We start from the raw sequence: 16298 nt of genomic DNA, 5'->3' as shown, positions 1-16298 counted from the left end.
GGGGGTCGTATGGGCACTGCCACACGGCGAAGGGTGGGGGTCGCCGGCGCGCTCGTCGGCGCCGCGTCCGCCGGGGTGGCCGCCGCGGCCTTCGCCAAGCGCTACGCCATCGGCCGCATCAGGCTCCGGCCCGACCTGGAGGCCGGCGAGCCGTTCGGCGAGCTGCGCGGCCGGCCCGCCGCGGTCACCGCCTCCGACGGCCTCGTCCTGCACGCCGAGGTCGACGGCCCCGAGGACGCCCCGCTGACCGTGGTGTTCTGCCACGGCTACACCCTCAACCTCGACTCCTGGCACTACCAGCGGCGCGACCTGCTCGACTCCTACCGGATGGTGCTGTGGGACCAGCGCTCCCACGGACGCTCGCCGCGCGCGCCGGTCGACGACCACGGCTCCCTCATCGACCGGCTGGGCGAGGACCTCGCCGAGGTGATCGAAGAGCTGGTGCCCGGCCCGTGCGTGCTGGTGGGCCACTCCATGGGCGGCATGACGATCATGGCGCTGGCCGACCGCCACCCCGAGCTGTTCGAGGAGAAGATCAGGGGGGTCGCGCTGATCTCCACCTCCGCCGGCAGGCTGGGCGAGGTCTCCCTGGGACTGCCCGCCCTGCTGGCCAGGGCCGTGCACACGGTCACGCCGGGCACGGTCTCGCTGCTGGGCCGCCGGGGCACGCTGGTGGACCGCGGCCGGGAGGCGGCCAACGACCTGGCCTTCCTGATGCTGCGCCACCTGGGCTTCGGCGACGCCACCAACGTCAGCCCCACGGTGGTGGACTTCGTCGAGTCGATGATCCGCTCCACCCCGTTCGAGGTGATCGCCGACTTCTACCCGGCGCTGATGGCCCACGACAAGCTGGCCGCCCTGGGAGTGCTGGACGACGTGCCGACCTCCATCATCGTGGGGGACAAGGACTGGCTGACGCCGGTGGACCACAGCAAGGCCATGGCGGCGGCACTGCCCCGCGCCCAGTTCACCGAGGTTCCCGACAGCTCGCACCTGGTCCAGCTCGAACGGCCTACCGTGGTCAACGACGCACTGCGCGACCTGATCAAGCGGGCCCTCGCCGACGAGGCCGCCGCCAACGTCGCCGAGGCCGACGGGGCCGACGGGGCCGACGGGGCCGACGGGGCCGACGGCGTCGGGGGCCCGCGCGGGTGACCGGGCCACCGGGCGCGGTCCGCAGGACGCGACCATCGCAGGGGAGTTGATCGAGAAGTGAGAATCGCGGCGACCACCGAGGAGATGCGGGAGCTCGGCAGGGAGCTGGCCGGACTGCTGCGCCCGGGCGACCTGGCGGTGCTGTCCGGGCCGCTGGGCGCGGGCAAGACGACCCTGGTCCAGGGGATCGCGGACGGGCTCAAGGTGCGCGGCCCCATCACCTCGCCGACCTTCGTCATCGCCCGGGTGCACCCCTCGCTGTCCGGGGGCCCGGCGCTCGTGCACGTGGACGCCTACCGGCTGGGCGGCGACCTGGAGGTCGACGACCTCGATCTCGACGCCTCGCTGGAGGAGTCGGTGACGGTCGTGGAGTGGGGCGAGGGCCTGGTCGAGGGCCTGGCCGAGGACCGGCTGGAGATCTCCATCGAGCGCGGCGAGACCGGTGAGGAGCGTGCCGTACGGCTGCGCGGGGTCGGCGCCCGGTGGGAGGGCGTCGTCTGACGGAACCCCGCGCGTTCGCTCCGCGTCCCAGTTGGTATAGATCGATGATTGTCCCAAGCGGGTTTGCCCTTGTTTTAAGGGGAACAGGTGCAGTGGTGCCGGGCGAGGGTCGTCGGCCGGAGTGGGAAGTGGAGTGCGACGGTGCCAAGCGTCAAGCATGCCGCGGTTCTGGGGGCCACTCTGGGCGGCCTCGCTCTTCTCGGGGTGACCGGATGCACGGCCGAGGCGGACTCGGGGGCGGGAGCGACCGCCTCGCCCGCGGCGTCGCAGACGTCCGCCAGCAGGGGTGACATCGAGGTCCAGCTCCAGCCGGCCCGGGTGAAGGCCGGGCAGAAGGTGTGGATCCTGGCCAACTGCCCGATCCCCCAGGGCGGGCCGGAGCACCGCGGCACCGGGTCGTCCCGGATCTTCCGCACCGCGGTGACCCTCGACCCGATCCTGGTCACGCCCAGCCCCGCCCCCTCGTCGGCCTCCACGCCGACCGCGCGGCCGTGGGTCCGGGGCCAGGCCACCGTGGCCCCCGGCACCGCGGCCGGCGTCTACGAGGTCAACGCCCGGTGCGAGGGCACCAACGACACCGGCAAGGCGAGCCTCCGGGTGGTGGGCGACGCCAAGCCCAGCGCCAAGCCCACCGCGGAACCCGGCGAGGAGGCGTCCGACGAGCCGACCCGCAAGCCGAAGCCCCGGCCGACCCGGACCGTCATCAGCACCCGCGCGCCCTCCACCGGCGGCGGCGGCACCGCGGCCGGCGGCCCGGAGGACGACGGCACGCCGCTCGGGGTGCCCGGGGTGCTGCTGGCCGCCGCCCTGCTGGGCGGCACGGGGGTCGTGATCGCCCGCCGTCGCCGCCCGTAACCGCCGATGGCCGCACCCACCCGCTGGTCACGCGTCATCACCGCCGGGATCGTCACCGGCTTCGTCATGGTGCTCCTCCACCGGGGCGCCGGCGTGGACGTCCCGGAGGCCCGCGACCCGGTGGTGCCCGAACGCGTGGAGATCCCCTCGCTGGGCATCAAGGCGCCCCTGATGAAGCTCGGGGTCAAGGACGGCGAGGTGGAGCTCCCGCCGTACGACAAGCCGAACGCGGCGGGCTGGGTCAAGGACACCGCGGTGCCCGGCGACGAGGGCCCCGCGGTGATCCTCGGGCACGTGGACACCAAGACCGACCCCGCGGTCTTCTACCGGCTCAAGGACATCCGCGAGGGGCAGGTCGTCAAGGTCAGGCGCAGCGACGGCGAGGTCGCCCAGTACCGGGTGGACTCCGTCGAACGGGTGAGCAAGGACCGCTTCCCGGCCGACAAGGTCTACCTCCAGGACGGCCTGCGGCTGATCACCTGCGGCGGGGACTTCGACTGGGACCGCCACGAGTACCGCGACAACGTCATCGTCTACGCCACCCTCGTCAAACCGGCCGACCCCAGAACCTGACCCCCGGGAGCCGCCGGAGGAGCGGGGGCGCCCGGCCGTCCGCCGTACGGAGGACGCGGGCGCGCCGGCCGGAACCGGCGGAACCGGCGGAAATGACGGGGCCGCCGGGGAAAACGGCGGGAAAATCGCGGTGAAATCCGCCGCTCCTACTCTCACAGCCAGAGATCAAGCAAACGGTCCCGGCAGTGGGAGAGAACGGCATGACAATGCTCGACAGCGGGACACGTGCCGAGCGCACGGAGTCACCCGCGAGTCCAGACCAGGAAACCGCGATAACGATCGACGGTCTGGTGAAGGCCTACGGTGCCCACCTCGCCGTCGGCGGCCTGAACCTGACCGTACCCGCCGGGGAGGTCTTCGGCCTGCTCGGCCCCAACGGCGCGGGCAAGACGACCACGGTGGAGTGCCTGGTCGGCCTCAGGGAGCCGACCGAGGGCCGGATCAGGGTGCTCGGCCTCGACCCGCTGCGTGACCGGGCGGAGTTCGTCCGGCGGGTGAGCGTGCAGCCCCAGGAGGGGGCGCTCTTCACCACGCTGACCGTGACGGAGACCCTGCGGCTGTGGGCGTCCCTGTACGCCGCGCCCCGCACCGTGGCCGGCACGCTCCGGCGCATCGGGCTGGAGGAGCAGGCCGGGACGCGCGTCAAGGCCCTCTCCGGAGGCCAGCGCCGCCGGCTCCTGCTCGGTGTCGCGGTGATCGCCAACCCCGAGGTGCTCGTCCTCGACGAGCCCGCGGCCGGGCTCGACCCGCAGGCCCGCCAGCAGCTGTGGGAGCTGATCAGGGCCGAGCGCGCCGAGGGCACCACGGTCCTGCTCACCACGCACGACATGACGGAGGCCACCGAGCTCTGCGACCGCGTCGGCATCGTCGTCGGCGGCCGGATGGTCGCCCTGGGCACCCCCCGTGAGCTGGTCCACCGGCTGGGCGCGGCCCACGAGGTGTCCTTCGAGACCGGTGCCGACCTCGCCGCCCTCTCGGCGCTGGAGTGCGTCACCGGCGTCTCGGCGGAGGGCGGCCGGGTGACGGTCACCACCTCCGACACCGACGAGGTCGTCCGCGCCGTCGCCGGGCTCGACGCCCGGCGCATCGAGGTCCGCACCGGCCACCTGGAGGACGTCTTCCTGCGGCTGGCGGCCGGGCACCATGAGAGCGCCCCCGCCGGACACCACGAGGACGCCCCCGCAGGGCATCACGAGAGCACCCCCGCCGGGCGGAACGGGGGCGGGCGATGACGGCCGTCACCCCGCCCGCGGCCGGAGGCCGGCCCGGCGCCTTCGCGGAGCTGACCCGGGCCAACGCCCGCGAGCTGGTCAGGGATCCGAAGAGCCTCTTCTTCGTCATGGTCTTCCCGCTGCTGTTCATGGCGATGTTCCTGTTCATGGGCACGCTCAACCCCTCGGGGGGCGGCGGCGGCTTCGACCCCGTCCGGTCGGGCATCCCCGCGGTGCTGCTCATGGCGTTCATGTCGCTGGCCTTCTTCGGCACCGCCACCCCGCTGATCACGATGCGGCAGCAGGGCACGCTGCGCATGCTCGGCACCACGCCACTGCGCCGGACGACCTTCATCGTGGCCCAGGCGCCCGCCCGGCTGGCCATCGCGCTCGTCCAGCTCGCCGTGCTGTCGGCCGCCGCCCTGGCCACGGGTTTCCTGCAGCCGTCGGCGATCGGCCGGCTCCTGGTCACCTGCGCGCTGGGCCTGGTCATGCTCTTCGCGGCCGGCTACCTGGTGGCGGCGCGGATGCGCAACGCCGAGCTGGCCAATGGCGTGCTGGCGCTGGCCATGCCGGTGCTGCTGATGCTCTCGGGGGTCTTCCTGCCCATGGAGATCCTGCCGGAGGCGGTGCGCACCGTGGCCGGGCACCTGCCGACCACCTACTTCGCCGACGCGCTGCGTCAGGACCTGACCGGGGTGGCCGGGGGATCGGTGGTCACGAGCTGGCTGGTGATGGCCGGGGTGGCGCTCGTCGCCGCCGCCGGGGCCGTCTCCCTGTTCAGCTGGACGGACGGTGAGAAGCGATGAGCGCCACCGCACCCGAGACGACGGGGGCCACCGCACCCGAGACGACGGGCACCACCGCACCCGAGGCGGCCCCCGCCGCCGAGCCCCTGGGCGCGCTGGCCGAGCTGGACCGCCTGGTGAGCCCGTACGGCCTGGCCAGCCGTGTGCGGCGGCTCCCCAACCACCCCGGCGAGCCCCGGTTCGCGATCTTCACCGCCTCCATGGGCGACCTGGCCGCGGTCTCGCCGAACATCGCCGAATCCGCCGCGGGCTCCGACGTCCGCGGCGGCATGGACGGCGCCGGCGGCGGCCTCGGCACCGAGCGCGCCGGCCGGCTCTGCGTCGCCGAGTCGCTGGAGCGCTACTCAAGCTGCGTCTTCGACGAGGCGGCCCTGCGCTGGGCCACCGCGGAGGAGCTCGGCGACGAGGCGCTCGACCTGGGTACGGTGCCGCGCTGCTCCCCCCGGGAGCTGGCCCATCCCAAGAGCATCGTCACCGCCCCCGACCCGGCCGGGCCGATGCGCTGGACCAGGGGCTGGTCGCTGACCGGGAACCGGCCGGTGTGGGTGCCGGCGGTGATGGTGTGGATGCACATCCGGGCCAAGTCAGCCGCCGAGCGGTTCACGATGCCCATCTCGACCGGCTGCGCGGCCCACACGGACCTCGCCTCGGCGCTGGTGGGGGGGATCTGCGAGGTGGTGGAGCGGGACGCGATCGCCCTGACCTGGCTGCAGCGCATCCCCTGGCCGCGCATCGAGCTGGACGAGATCCCCGCGCGGCTGGCGCCGTACGTGGAGAGGCACCGGGCCGGGCACGTGCGGACGCGCTTCTACGACGCGACCACCGACCTCGGCGTCCCGACGGTCTACTCCGTCGACCTGACGCCGGACAACGAGGTCCTGGGCCAGCTCGTGATGTGCAACACCGACCTGGACCCGGTCGTCTCGGTCGGGAAGCTCATGCGGGAGTCGGCGTCGTCGCGGATCGCCATGCAGGTGCCCCGGCCCCGGCCGGCCGACCCGGACGAGTTCCTGCACGTCTTCCACGGCGCCTCCTACATGGGCGCACCCGGGCGGGCCGGCGACTTCGCCTTCCTGCTGGACGGCCGGGAGCGCCGTCCGCTGTCGGCGATGCCGGACCTGTCCACCGGAACCGCCGCGGGCGACCTGCGCCTGCTGGTCGAGCGGCTCGGCGCGGCCGGGTGCGACGTGATCGCCGTCGAGGTCACCACGGACGAGGCCAGGGACGTCGGCTTCCGGGTGGTCCGGGTGATCATCCCGCAGCTCATGCCGCTCTCCTTCGTCCACACGGCCCGCTACACCGCGCACCCCCGCCTGTACGAGGCCCCGGCCCGGATGGGTCACCGGGTGCACGCCGAGGCCGACCTCAACCCGCTGCCCCAGCCGTTCGCCTGACGAGGAAGGACACCGCGATGCACGAGCTTCACCTGATCACGCTGGGCGGCTTCGGCGCGGCGGTGGCCGGCCGGGTGCGCGAGCTGCGGGACGGCGTCGCCGTCACCCCGGCCGACGGGCACGGCCACCCGGACCCCTCGCTCTGGCCGGCCGCCAGGGTCCGGGCGCTGGTCTCCTTCCGCTCCGCGCCGCGGCTGGAGGAGACCCTGGACGGCGCGTCCTTCGCCTACCGGACCCCCTGGTTCCCCGTCGTGCTGGAACACCCCCGCCTGCGGGTCGGCCCGGTCGCCGCCCCCGGACACGGCGCCTGCGCCCGCTGCTTCGCGACGCGCCGCCGCCAGCACGACCCGGCCCACCACCTCGGCGCCGCGCTGGCCGACGCCTACGACGCCGACCCCGCGCTGGGGCCCGCGGGCCACCTGCCGCACCACGCCGAGCTGGCGGCGCTGCTGACGATCCGGCTGACGGACTCGCTGCTCGCCGACGGCGGCGCCGCCGAAGCGGGGCATGTGCGCCACCTCCACCTGCTCGACGGGACGCTGGGCCGGTCCACGGTCGTCGCCGTGCACGGCTGCCGCCGCTGCCGCTCCACCCCCGACCAGCGCGAGTCGACCTGGCGCGACCTCGCCGACGAGCTGCCGGAGCTGCTCGCCCCGGCCGCCGGACTCCAGTGATGGGACGAGACATGACCAAGCCGAGCCTGGTCCCCGCGGAGGCGATGAGCCACGCGGTGGCCAACGACCCCCAGTTCCGCATGCCCCGGCGCCCCCGCCTGGTCCCCGGCCTGGTGACCCTCCCGCTGCCCGACGGCCTGCTGATCGAGGGCACCCCCACCCGGCAGGTCCTGCGCGGCACCGCCGCCCGGACGCTGATCCCCCGCCTGCTGCCCGAGCTGGACGGCCGCAGGGAGCCGGCCGGGCTGGCCGCGGACCTGGAACTGTCGCCGGCGCACCTGCACCAGGCCCTGTCCATGCTCTACACCTGCGGCGTCCTGGAGGACGCCGCAGGGCCGGGGACGCCGGAGGGGACGCCCGAGCCGAGCGCGGTCTTCCTCACCAGGTCGATCGACGCGAGCCGGGTCAACGTCTCCGGGGGAGAGGCGGTGCGCAGGCTCGCCGCCGCCCGGGTCGCGCTCGCCGTCGCCGACCCCCGGCTCGCGGCCGCCCTGCGGCGGGCGCTCCTGGCGGGCGGCATCGGCGCCGTGACGCGCTGGGACGGCGATCCCGGCCGGACGGACCTGCTCATCCTGGCCGATGACGGCCCCGCGGACCCGGGCGTTCCCGTCCTGCCCCTGCGGGTGGACGGCGGGGTCGTCTGGCTGGGGCCGTACACCGACACCTCCTTCACCGCCTGCGTGGCGTGCGTGACCGCCCAGCGGGACGGGGGAGAGGCGGACGAGGTGCCGGAGCCGGCGGACCTGGATCCGGACCTCGCCGCCGGCATGGCCGCCGCGCTCGTCGCCGCCGACACGGTCGCGCTGCTGAGCAGGGTGGGTTCCACCCACGCGCTGCGCGGCCTGGTCCGCACCGACCTGGCCGCCTGGCACCAGCGCACCTACCCGCTGGCGGCGCTGCCCGGCTGTCCCCGCTGCGACGGCGACGGCCCGCCGGAACCCGAGGTCCCGGTGGCCCTCGGCTACGAGGAGTCGGTCGCCTTCCCGCCCCGCAGCCTCACCAACCCGCGCGACCACCAGGTGCACTACCGGCCGGGGAACATCGCGCTCCAGGTCGAGTGCAAGCGCTGGCCGTCGGCGTCCCACGTCCCGCTGCCCGACCGGCCCGAGCAGGACCGGACCGGCCCCGTCCCGCGGAGCTCGGAGGTCACCGCGCCGCGCCGGTTGGACGCGGCCGGCCTGGGCGCCCTGCTGCGCCGGGCCGCCGGGCTGCGCGACGGCGGGGGTGAGGGCGGCGGGGACGGCGGGACGGTCACCTCCCGCAAGATCCAGCGCTGGGCGCCGACCGGCGGAAACCTCGGCTCGGCCCAGCTCCACGTGATCGCCCGGGACGTCGCCGGCCTCGACCCCGCGGTGTACGGCTACCGCGCCGACGTCCACCGTCTCGCCGACCTGACCTGGGCCGACCCCTACGCGGAGATCGCGGGCCTACCCGACGCCGAGGCCGTCGTCGTGATCACCGGAGCCCTCGACCGGGTGGCGTCGAAGTACGCCACCTTCGCCTGGCGCGTCGTCCACCTCGACGCGGGCGTCGCCCTCACCCAGCTTCGGCTGGTCGCGGCCGAGCGGGGCATCGCCACCCGCGTGGTGCCGTACTGGGACGACACCGCGCTCGCCGGCCTCCTCTCCGTCGACCCGGACGCGGAGCCGATCACCGCGGTCCTCGCGGTCAACCCGACGATGAAGGAGACCCGATGACCGCCCTGCGCGACCACATGACGCTCTTCACCCTGCTGCGTGAGCAGAGCCGGCTGACGGCCGAGGACGTGCGGCGGGGGCCGCGTCCCGGGCCGGGCCGGATCCGCCCGGCAGGCCCGAGGGAGGCCGGGCCGGACCTCCCCGAGGTCCGGACGGCCCCGGCCCCGCCGACGGCCAGGCCGCTGGAGGAGATCCTCAGGAACCGCGTGTCGATCCGCGACTACGCCGACGAGGCGGTCCCGGCCGGCGTGGTGGCGGCGAGCCTCGCCACGGCCTTCCGGCTGGACAGGGAGGGCTGGCCCGACGACTGCGCCGCCGGTCACCGGCTCGGCGTGCTCGTCGCCGCCCGCGGGATCGACGGGCTGCGGCCGGCCGTCTACCGGGCCGACGAGGACGGCGCCCGCCTGGTGCCGCTCGCCGGGCTCGCCGACGGCCGGGCCGCCGAGGAGATGGTGCTGCAGATCGAGTACGCGGCCAGCCCCGTCATCCTGGCGGTCACCGGGTCGCTGTCCGCCGCGCTGGACCGGCACGGCGCCCACGGCCACCGATCGCTGATGGCGAGGGCCGCCGGCTTCGCGTACGCGGCCATGATCCAGGCCGCCGCGTACGGGCTGACGGGCAGCGTCTTCGCGGGTTTCCTGCAGTCGGGCCTGCGCCCGCTGGTGGACCTGGACGGCTACCGCAACCGGCAGCTCTTCGCCGTCTCCCTGGGCTACCCGCGCCACTGAGACCTCCGTACGGCGCCCGCCGTACGGGAAACCGGAAACACCACGGAAAGGAGTGGGCACATGGCCCACGACAAGGAAGAGTCGGTCGACCTCTACGCCGAGGACCTGGCCGAACTGCAGGTGGACGACCTCCCCGGCGAGGCCGCCCTCGGCTCCATCAGCACGGCCTCCTCGACCAGCTCCGCCTCCTGCCCGGTCAGCTCGGCCAGCACCGCGACCACCGCCAGCACCTACGGGTGACGGACCGCGACCACCGGATGAACCGCTAGACCGCTGAGGAGACGACGGAAGTGGACATGGACCTCTTCGCCGAGGAGATCGGCGACGACGAGCTCTACCTGTACCAGCTCAACGAGACCACGCTGCTGGGCTCCCTGAGCACCGCGAGCACGGCCTGACCCATCCTGCGCTGCCATGTCCCCCCGACGATCCTCGGCAGACCAGGCACCCCCCATCGAAAGGAAGAAGCCCCATGGCCGACAAGGACATCGACCTCTACGCGGAGGAGCCCGAGGAGCTCTCCGCCGAGGAACTCGCCGACACCAACCTGCTGGGCACCTGGAGCAGCGCGGGCTGCGCCGGCTCGGCCTCCTGCCCCGTGTCCACCACCTCCAGCGCCTCCAGCGCCTCGTCCTTCGGCTGAGAGAACCCTCGGCCGGAAGAACCTCCGACCGGGAGAACCCCCGGGCGGGAGAAAGGGAGAGACAGATGACCGACCACAACGACGACCGCGACGACCGGATCGACCTGGCCGCCGAGGAGGTGGGCGCCGAGGAGCTCGGCGAGGTCACCTCGGCCGGCTTCACCACCCTCAACACCGCCTTCACCGGCGGCACCGCCAGCTGCCCGGGCTCCTCGGCCAGCACGGCGTCGTCCTTCTCCAGCAGCGGTAACTGAAGCACCTCACCGGAAGAGCACCGCGCCGGACGCCCCGGGAACGAAGGCAGCGCTCCCGTGGCGTCCGGCCCGCGACCACGAAAGGCACCGAAGATGACCGACCGCGAGGACACCCGCAGCGACGACGCCCGGAGCGACGACCGGATCGACCTGGCCGCCGAGGAGGTGGGCGCCGAGGAGCTCGGCGAGGTCACCTCGGCCGGCTTCACCACCGCCGGGACCGCCTTCACCGGCGGCACCGCCAGCTGCCCGACGTCGTCGGCCAGCACCGGCTCATCGTTCTCCAGCAGCGGCGGCTGACGCGCGGTGCCGGGACCCACGGGAGGGTCCCGGCACCGCCACGCAGGCGGCCGGCTCAGATCCCACACGCGTCGAGTGTGAAGGCAGCACCCTCGACGCGAAGACCAGAAAGGCGCACCATGCGATCCGCCACCCAGCATAACTCCGCCGGAACCGCAGCGCCGGACACGGCCGCGGCGGACACCGACTGGATGAACGCCGTCCCCCTCCGACTCCGGCCGGGCGTCGAGGTCATCACCGGCATCGACGACCGGCCGCTGCTGTTCAACCCGGCCACCGGGCGGTACGTCGCGCTCACCCGGGCCGGGGTGCGGGTGCTCGACCTGCTCGACGGCAGCAGGACCGGCGCGGTCATCACCGCCGGGCTGGCCGGCGAGCGCGAGGACCTCCGCGAGCGCGTCGACGCATTCCTGGCGGACCTGCGCCAGGCGGGCGTGCTCACCGTCGAGCCGCGGGAACCGGACCGCAGGGCCAGGATCCTGAGCTTCTCACTGCGTGAGCACATGCCCAGGCTCCGGCTGACCGGCCGGGTCGAACACGTCCTGGAGCCGGTGGCCGCCGTGCTGCGCCGCGTCCCGGCGCGGGCGCTGACCGGCGCCGTGCTGGCCGTGGTGCTCGCCGGCCTGCTGACCGGCGGCTACGCGCTCACCCACCCCGCCGGTCACGGTTATCCGGCGCTGTGGTGGGTGGCCCTGCCGATCCTCGTCGTCCAGATCATCTGTCACGAGACCGCGCACGCGCTCGCCTGCCAGTACCTCCGCGCCCCGATCAGGGAGGCCGGGGTGGGGCTGATGCTCTACTTCATGCCGGTCGCCTACGTCGACCGGACCGACGCCTACCGGATCAGGAGCAGGGGCGGGCGGGTGATGATCGCGCTCGCCGGGCCGTTCAGCGACCAGCTGTGGTTCGGGGTCACCGGCGTGATCGCGCTCACCGCTCCCGGGCAGGCCGGCGACATCGCCTACGTGCTGCTCGTCCTGCAGGGAATGCTCACCCTCGTCAACCTCAACCCCCTGCTGCCCTCCGACGGTTACCACGCGGTCACGGCGGCCGTCGGCGCGGTCAACCTGCGTGGCCGGGCGTTCGCCTACCTCACACACGTGGTGCTGCGCGGTCCCCTCCCGTCGGGCATGCGCGCGCTGGGCGCCTGGCGGAAGGCGGGCTACCTGCTCTTCGGCGGTCTGTGCCTCGCCTACGCGGCCGGCCTCGCCGTCCTCGTCCTCAACAACCTGTGGACCATGATCGGAGGGTTCTTCCGATGACGCTGACCCTGCCGGCCCCCGTCGCGGCCGGTGCCGAGCTCTCCGACCTGCGGGTGGACCGCGTGTGCGGGCTTCCGGCCGGCGCGGCGGGCGTCGGCCTGGCCGAGACCGGCCGGCTGCTCGACCGGATCGCCGGACACGAGGCGTTCCTCGCCGAGACGGCGGACCTGGTCAGCGACGCCCTGTACCGGCTGGTCCCGCTGCTCGACCATGATCCGGGGCTGCGCCGTACCGTGCTGAAGGTCAGGCGGGCCACCCGCGGCGACAGGCCGCCGCGGGTCGCGGACGCGGAGCTGGACCGGATCGCCGAGGCGCTGGCCGGCGACGACGCGGAGCTGTTCCGCCGGTGGGCCGGGGCCGCGCTGGCCCGCGCCCGCCTGCTCGACCGGCTGCCCGCCGCCTACGAGCGGGAGACCGCCGACGCCGGACGGCGGCTGCGCGACCTCCTCGCCGCCCCCGCGCTCTCGGCCGGCATCGCCCATGCCAGCGCGGACCTGCTCAGGCACGCCGACGACGGCGCCTTCCACCCGGGCGGCAGGACCGCGCGCTCGGTGCTCTCCTACGCGGTCCGGGCCTCGCGCAAGACCAGCCCCTTCTCCACCTTCACCGGCGTCGGCGTGTCCGGCAGGCCCAGCGGCGGGCGCAGCAACACCGCGCTCTCCCAGACGCACGTCTTCACCTGGCTCCAGGCGCTGGTGCGGGACGAACGGCTGGTCACCGCGTTCGACCTGGAACCCGTCGGGGCGGTGCGCACGATCGACGGCGAGCCGAGGGCGCTGGTGTCGGCCTACCGGGTCGGCGACGCCTTCGCCTGGCGCACCGACGAGATGGTCGACATCACCGTCTACCGGGAGATCGTCCGGTCGCTGGCGGGGACGGGCCGCGCCGGGGCCGCGGAGTATCTGATCCGGCTGGGCGGCGCCGACCCCTTCGCCGCGCTGCAACGGCTGCTGGACGCGGGCATGCTGCGGGTCGTCGCCCCGTGGCGGCGCGGGGACCCGGCGCCGCTGCTCGCCGTGGCCGAGGCCGTACGGCGGGTCGGCACCGAGTACGCCGGGACGGTGGCCGACGCGCTCCGGCGGCTGCACACCGACGCGGTGGAGCTCGCCGATCACGACGGACCCCGCCGGGTGAGCGCGCTGGGGTCCATGGCCGACCGTGCGGAGCGGGAGCTCGGGCGGCTCGGCGTCGCCGCCGACCGCACCGGCTTCGCCGTCTACGACGACGCCGAGGCGATCGCCGACGTGCCCCCGCTCGGCGACGGCGTCGCCGCCGACCTGCGCGAGCTGGCCGGGCGCATGCGGCCGAGGATCTTCCGCAGCCACCTGTACGACATGCTCGTCGACATCTTCGTCGAGCGGTACGGCGCCGGGGGGCGCTGCCCGGACGCGTTGCGCTTCTGCATGGAGGTCTCCGGCGCCCCCGACCTCACCCGGCGGCTCTACGCGGCCGTCCGCGCCGACGCGCAGACCTGGGGACGCCCCACCGAGCGGGCCTGGCTGCCGGTCGGCCCCAGCTCGGCGCCGCCCAGCGCGGCCGTCGCCTACCAGGTCGTCGCGGAGTCGGCGGAGGCGCTCCGCCGGGGCGACCACCGGCTGGTGGTCAACCAGATCAACCCGGGCTCCGGCGGCCTGGTGGCCCGGTTCCGCACCGTGCTCGACGGCCCGGACGGCCTGGCCGGCCGGCTGCGCGCCTGGATCGGCGGGAACTTCCCCGAGGCCGAGCCGCGTGAGCTGGTGATCTCCGCGGACGTCAACGGCCTGCAGCACGCCTGCTGCGGCACCATCCCGGCGCTGACCTGGCCGAGCGAGCTGCCGCTCGCCGACGGCGGCGACGCGCTCGCCGTCAGTGAGCTGTCCGTCGTCCACGACGCGGCGGCGGGCACGCTCACCCTGCTCGACCCCTACGGCCGCCCCGTGGCCCCGGTCTACCTGGGGGTCGTCCCGCAGCATCTGGTCCTGGGCCCGGCCCGCTACCTGATGGTGATCGGCGATCCGTGGGTGCTGGGCACCGGCCTGTCGTGCGCGCGCGGCCCGGCGGAGAGGGTCACCGAGCCCGCGGGGGAGGTGGAGACGTCGGCCCGGCAGGGTTTCGGGCGGGTCGTGACCAGGCGGGCGACCTGGCGGATCCGTCCCGGAGACTTCCCCCGGCCCGAGCGCGGCGAGCCGCCGGTCGAGTACTTCCGGCGCGCCGACCGGTGGCGGCGGCGGCTCGGCGTCCCGGAGGAGGTCTTCGTCTCGCTGGAGACCCCCGCCATCTCGATGGAGCACGGCAAGCGCAAGCCCGTCCTGCTCGACTTCCGGAGCCCCCACTCGCTTCACGCCGTCGCCGGCCTGGCCGTCGACGGCGTGGTGGCGATGTCGCTGGCCGAGTCGCTGCCGGGACGTGACGGCTACTGGCTGCCGGGCCCGGACGGGTGTCATCATGCGGTGGAGCACCTGTCCTACCTACGTTGGGAGCGCCCGCGACCCGCTGGGAGGAAGGCCGATGTCCGACGCGCCTGAGTGGTGGTTCGTCCGGCTCTACACCGGAGGGTTCGCGGCCAGTGACCTGCTGGTGACGGAGGTGTTGCCGCCGCTGGTGGCCGAGGCGCGCGCCCACGGCGCGTTCCGCTGGTTCTTCATCCGCTACACCGACCCCTCCGGCCCCCACCTGCGGGTACGGGTGTTCGGGCCGCGGGAGACCGTGGACCGGATGCACCGGTCGCTGTCCCGGATCCGGCGCCACGCCGACGCCGTGCTGACCGAGGTGCGGGACGACGCCGTCTGGCTGGCCCCCATCCCCATGCGCCGGATGCTCGGCGACTCCGGCACCGGCCTGGCCTCGGGCCTGTACGAGCCGGAGTACGGCAAGTACGGCGGGCCGCAGGGGGTCGAACTGGCGGAGCGGGTCTTCGAGTTCTCCAGCGACCTCGCGCTCTGGGCCACGGCCCGGTTCACCAAGATCCCCGAACGGGCCGCGTTCGCCGTGCTCGCGCTGCGCGAGGCGGTACGGGCGCTGATCGAGGGCGGCCCGGGGGACCTCCGTCCCGAACCGGTGATGCCGCCGGCCGACCGGCGGCGGCGGGCCGTGAGCCGACGGCGCTACTGGGACCGGCACCTCGCCTGGTGGACGGCGGACCTGGCCCGGCACGCCCCCGAACTCCAGGCGGAGCTGCGGCGGCACGCCGACCGGGACCCGCACGGTGTGCGGCCGACCGCCGGCGCGCTGCTCGCCGACAGCGCGGTGGACCCCTGGCTGCGCCGCTGGGGAGAGGTCATCGACGACTCGCTCGTCCGGGCCCAGCGGATGCACGTCGGTCTCACACCGCAGCACCTGGTCTTCCACCAGTCGCACATGATGATGAACCGGCTGGGCTTCCTGCCCAGGGAGGAGGCACTGCTCGGCATCATCGCCGCCGGTCTGGAGGCGGAGACACCTGTCGGACTAACCAAGGAGAGATGATGACCACCTCGGTAGACGAAACCCACGCCGCGGTCCGCCAGGGGCTGCTCCTGGCGGCCGTGGGCGCTCTCGCGCTCGGAGCCGGCCTCACCGTCGTCGGTGAGGCCGCGTGGATCTGGGGCGTCGGCCTGGCGCTGCTGATCGCGGGCTCGGTGCGGGCGGCGATGGCCGTCCGGAAGGCGGGACGGCGGGTCGAGCTTCCGGCGAAGTACGCGGGCGGGCTGGCCGCGGCGTTCTTCGCCGTCATGTTCGGCGCCGCGCGGCTGACGGCGGCGGGGCACACCTGGGCCTGGGCGGTGGCGGGCGCGCTCGTGGCGGCGGTCCTGCTGGTGGCGGCCCTGCGGCGAGGACGACGCTGACGGGGGACGGCGTACCCCCCACGCCTCCCAGAGGCTCCCGGAAGGCTCCCGCGATCAGCGGGGGCCTTCCTGTTCTCCCGCGGGAACCGGCTTCCCCGGCGGTGACAGGCCGAGAAAATAGCGGAGAAATCCAGGGCTCCTAGTGTGTTCCCACAGCACGGAGAAACAGACCAGGGGAGGACCTGTGATTCGCGGAGCTCGGGTTTTACTGATCGTCGCAACCTGTGGAACCTTCTTCGGCGCCGTCGGGGCGGGTGCGTCCCTCACGGGTTCCCCCGCGACGCACACCCCGGGGAACGCGCCCCGGCCGGCCCTGATGGCGTCCCATCCCCTGCCGAATCCGCCGGGCCCGGACGAGCCCGTTCCCACGCCGGACCAGTCGGGCCTGGAGAACCCCTGCCCCCCGCCGAACCCGCCGGGCCGCAACGGCGGGTTCGGG

The 16298-nt window shown here is 74.4% G+C and carries 18 protein-coding genes; all 18 read left to right on the top strand.

Annotated elements, in window-relative coordinates; translation table 11 throughout:
* Nucleotides 1-9 precede the first annotated feature (9 nt).
* A complete protein-coding gene (locus tag IEZ10_RS13285; RefSeq protein ID WP_189246802.1) occupies nt 10-1155 on the top strand; it encodes an alpha/beta fold hydrolase in 1146 nt (381 codons plus the stop codon).
* An 84-nt stretch (nt 1156-1239) separates the two neighbouring features.
* Nucleotides 1240-1656, top strand: a complete 417-nt coding sequence (tsaE, locus tag IEZ10_RS13280) for a tRNA (adenosine(37)-N6)-threonylcarbamoyltransferase complex ATPase subunit type 1 TsaE (RefSeq protein ID WP_218912107.1) — start codon at nt 1240-1242, stop codon at nt 1654-1656.
* A 141-nt stretch (nt 1657-1797) separates the two neighbouring features.
* Complete coding sequence (locus tag IEZ10_RS13275; RefSeq protein WP_189246800.1) at nt 1798-2511, top strand: hypothetical protein; 714 nt, start codon at nt 1798-1800, stop codon at nt 2509-2511.
* A gap of 6 nt (nt 2512-2517) precedes the next feature.
* Nucleotides 2518-3084 carry a class F sortase gene (locus IEZ10_RS13270; protein ID WP_189246799.1) on the top strand — a complete coding sequence of 189 codons (567 nt, stop codon included), beginning with the start codon at nt 2518-2520 and terminating at the stop codon, nt 3082-3084.
* Between the two features lie 200 nt (nt 3085-3284).
* Nucleotides 3285-4316 (top strand): ABC transporter ATP-binding protein, encoded by a 1032-nt coding sequence (locus IEZ10_RS13265; RefSeq protein WP_189246798.1) that lies wholly within the window; start codon nt 3285-3287, stop codon nt 4314-4316.
* Nucleotides 4313-5104, top strand: a complete 792-nt coding sequence (locus tag IEZ10_RS13260; protein ID WP_189246797.1) for an ABC transporter permease — start codon at nt 4313-4315, stop codon at nt 5102-5104. Before IEZ10_RS13265 ends, IEZ10_RS13260 begins: the two co-directional genes overlap by 4 nt.
* On the top strand, nt 5101-6498 hold the full coding sequence (locus IEZ10_RS13255) for a YcaO-like family protein (protein ID WP_189246796.1): 1398 nt from the start codon (nt 5101-5103) through the stop codon (nt 6496-6498). Before IEZ10_RS13260 ends, IEZ10_RS13255 begins: the two co-directional genes overlap by 4 nt.
* 17 nt (nt 6499-6515) lie before the next feature.
* Nucleotides 6516-7172, top strand: coding sequence for a TOMM precursor leader peptide-binding protein (locus IEZ10_RS13250; RefSeq protein ID WP_189246795.1), 657 nt, complete (start codon nt 6516-6518; stop codon nt 7170-7172).
* Nucleotides 7173-7183: 11 nt separating this feature from the next.
* Nucleotides 7184-8869, top strand: a complete 1686-nt coding sequence (locus tag IEZ10_RS13245) for a TOMM precursor leader peptide-binding protein (protein ID WP_189246794.1) — start codon at nt 7184-7186, stop codon at nt 8867-8869.
* On the top strand, nt 8866-9597 hold the full coding sequence (locus IEZ10_RS13240; protein WP_189246793.1) for a nitroreductase family protein: 732 nt from the start codon (nt 8866-8868) through the stop codon (nt 9595-9597). Before IEZ10_RS13245 ends, IEZ10_RS13240 begins: the two co-directional genes overlap by 4 nt.
* A 60-nt stretch (nt 9598-9657) precedes the next feature.
* Nucleotides 9658-9837, top strand: a complete 180-nt coding sequence (locus tag IEZ10_RS13235) for a thiocillin family RiPP (RefSeq protein WP_189246792.1) — start codon at nt 9658-9660, stop codon at nt 9835-9837.
* Nucleotides 9838-10069: 232 nt separating this feature from the next.
* On the top strand, nt 10070-10240 hold the full coding sequence (locus IEZ10_RS13230) for a thiocillin family RiPP (RefSeq protein WP_189246791.1): 171 nt from the start codon (nt 10070-10072) through the stop codon (nt 10238-10240).
* Nucleotides 10241-10305: 65 nt separating this feature from the next.
* Nucleotides 10306-10494 (top strand): thiocillin family RiPP, encoded by a 189-nt coding sequence (locus IEZ10_RS13225; protein WP_189246790.1) that lies wholly within the window; start codon nt 10306-10308, stop codon nt 10492-10494.
* Between the two features lie 93 nt (nt 10495-10587).
* A complete protein-coding gene (locus IEZ10_RS13220; protein ID WP_189246789.1) occupies nt 10588-10794 on the top strand; it encodes a thiocillin family RiPP in 207 nt (68 codons plus the stop codon).
* A 191-nt stretch (nt 10795-10985) separates the two neighbouring features.
* Nucleotides 10986-12056, top strand: coding sequence for a PqqD family peptide modification chaperone (locus tag IEZ10_RS13215; RefSeq protein WP_189246788.1), 1071 nt, complete (start codon nt 10986-10988; stop codon nt 12054-12056).
* The gene (locus tag IEZ10_RS13210) at nt 12053-14560 is read left to right on the top strand and encodes a lantibiotic dehydratase family protein (RefSeq protein ID WP_189246787.1); all 2508 of its coding nucleotides are present in this window, start codon (nt 12053-12055) and stop codon (nt 14558-14560) included. Before IEZ10_RS13215 ends, IEZ10_RS13210 begins: the two co-directional genes overlap by 4 nt.
* Nucleotides 14544-15500: a thiopeptide-type bacteriocin biosynthesis protein gene (locus tag IEZ10_RS13205; protein WP_189246786.1), complete on the top strand. Its 957-nt coding sequence runs from the start codon at nt 14544-14546 to the stop codon at nt 15498-15500. The genes IEZ10_RS13210 and IEZ10_RS13205 overlap by 17 nt, the downstream gene beginning before the upstream one ends.
* Complete coding sequence (locus IEZ10_RS13200; protein WP_189246785.1) at nt 15500-15859, top strand: hypothetical protein; 360 nt, start codon at nt 15500-15502, stop codon at nt 15857-15859. Before IEZ10_RS13205 ends, IEZ10_RS13200 begins: the two co-directional genes overlap by 1 nt.
* The last annotated feature ends 439 nt before the right edge of the window (nt 15860-16298 follow it).

This window comes from Streptosporangium pseudovulgare, from assembly GCF_014648055.1.
In the GTDB taxonomy this organism is placed as follows: domain Bacteria; phylum Actinomycetota; class Actinomycetes; order Streptosporangiales; family Streptosporangiaceae; genus Streptosporangium; species Streptosporangium pseudovulgare.
Note: the sequence above shows the minus strand (reverse complement) of the source record. Positions and strands in the feature narration are given on the sequence as shown.

What these genes read in the sequence shown, in the direction of transcription:
- IEZ10_RS13285 (WP_189246802.1), top strand. Translation starts at nt 10, where the DNA reads ATGGGCACTGCCACACGGCGAAGGGTGGGGGTCGCCGGCGCGCTCGTC.
- tsaE (WP_218912107.1), top strand. Translation starts at nt 1,240, where the DNA reads ATGCGGGAGCTCGGCAGGGAGCTGGCCGGACTGCTGCGCCCGGGCGAC.
- IEZ10_RS13270 (WP_189246799.1), top strand. Translation starts at nt 2,518, where the DNA reads ATGGCCGCACCCACCCGCTGGTCACGCGTCATCACCGCCGGGATCGTC.
- IEZ10_RS13265 (WP_189246798.1), top strand. Translation starts at nt 3,285, where the DNA reads ATGACAATGCTCGACAGCGGGACACGTGCCGAGCGCACGGAGTCACCC.
- IEZ10_RS13260 (WP_189246797.1), top strand. Translation starts at nt 4,313, where the DNA reads ATGACGGCCGTCACCCCGCCCGCGGCCGGAGGCCGGCCCGGCGCCTTC.
- IEZ10_RS13255 (WP_189246796.1), top strand. Translation starts at nt 5,101, where the DNA reads ATGAGCGCCACCGCACCCGAGACGACGGGGGCCACCGCACCCGAGACG.
- IEZ10_RS13250 (WP_189246795.1), top strand. Translation starts at nt 6,516, where the DNA reads ATGCACGAGCTTCACCTGATCACGCTGGGCGGCTTCGGCGCGGCGGTG.
- IEZ10_RS13245 (WP_189246794.1), top strand. Translation starts at nt 7,184, where the DNA reads ATGACCAAGCCGAGCCTGGTCCCCGCGGAGGCGATGAGCCACGCGGTG.
- IEZ10_RS13240 (WP_189246793.1), top strand. Translation starts at nt 8,866, where the DNA reads ATGACCGCCCTGCGCGACCACATGACGCTCTTCACCCTGCTGCGTGAG.
- IEZ10_RS13235 (WP_189246792.1), top strand. Translation starts at nt 9,658, where the DNA reads ATGGCCCACGACAAGGAAGAGTCGGTCGACCTCTACGCCGAGGACCTG.
- IEZ10_RS13230 (WP_189246791.1), top strand. Translation starts at nt 10,070, where the DNA reads ATGGCCGACAAGGACATCGACCTCTACGCGGAGGAGCCCGAGGAGCTC.
- IEZ10_RS13225 (WP_189246790.1), top strand. Translation starts at nt 10,306, where the DNA reads ATGACCGACCACAACGACGACCGCGACGACCGGATCGACCTGGCCGCC.
- IEZ10_RS13220 (WP_189246789.1), top strand. Translation starts at nt 10,588, where the DNA reads ATGACCGACCGCGAGGACACCCGCAGCGACGACGCCCGGAGCGACGAC.
- IEZ10_RS13215 (WP_189246788.1), top strand. Translation starts at nt 10,986, where the DNA reads ATGAACGCCGTCCCCCTCCGACTCCGGCCGGGCGTCGAGGTCATCACC.
- IEZ10_RS13210 (WP_189246787.1), top strand. Translation starts at nt 12,053, where the DNA reads ATGACGCTGACCCTGCCGGCCCCCGTCGCGGCCGGTGCCGAGCTCTCC.
- IEZ10_RS13205 (WP_189246786.1), top strand. Translation starts at nt 14,544, where the DNA reads ATGTCCGACGCGCCTGAGTGGTGGTTCGTCCGGCTCTACACCGGAGGG.
- IEZ10_RS13200 (WP_189246785.1), top strand. Translation starts at nt 15,500, where the DNA reads ATGACCACCTCGGTAGACGAAACCCACGCCGCGGTCCGCCAGGGGCTG.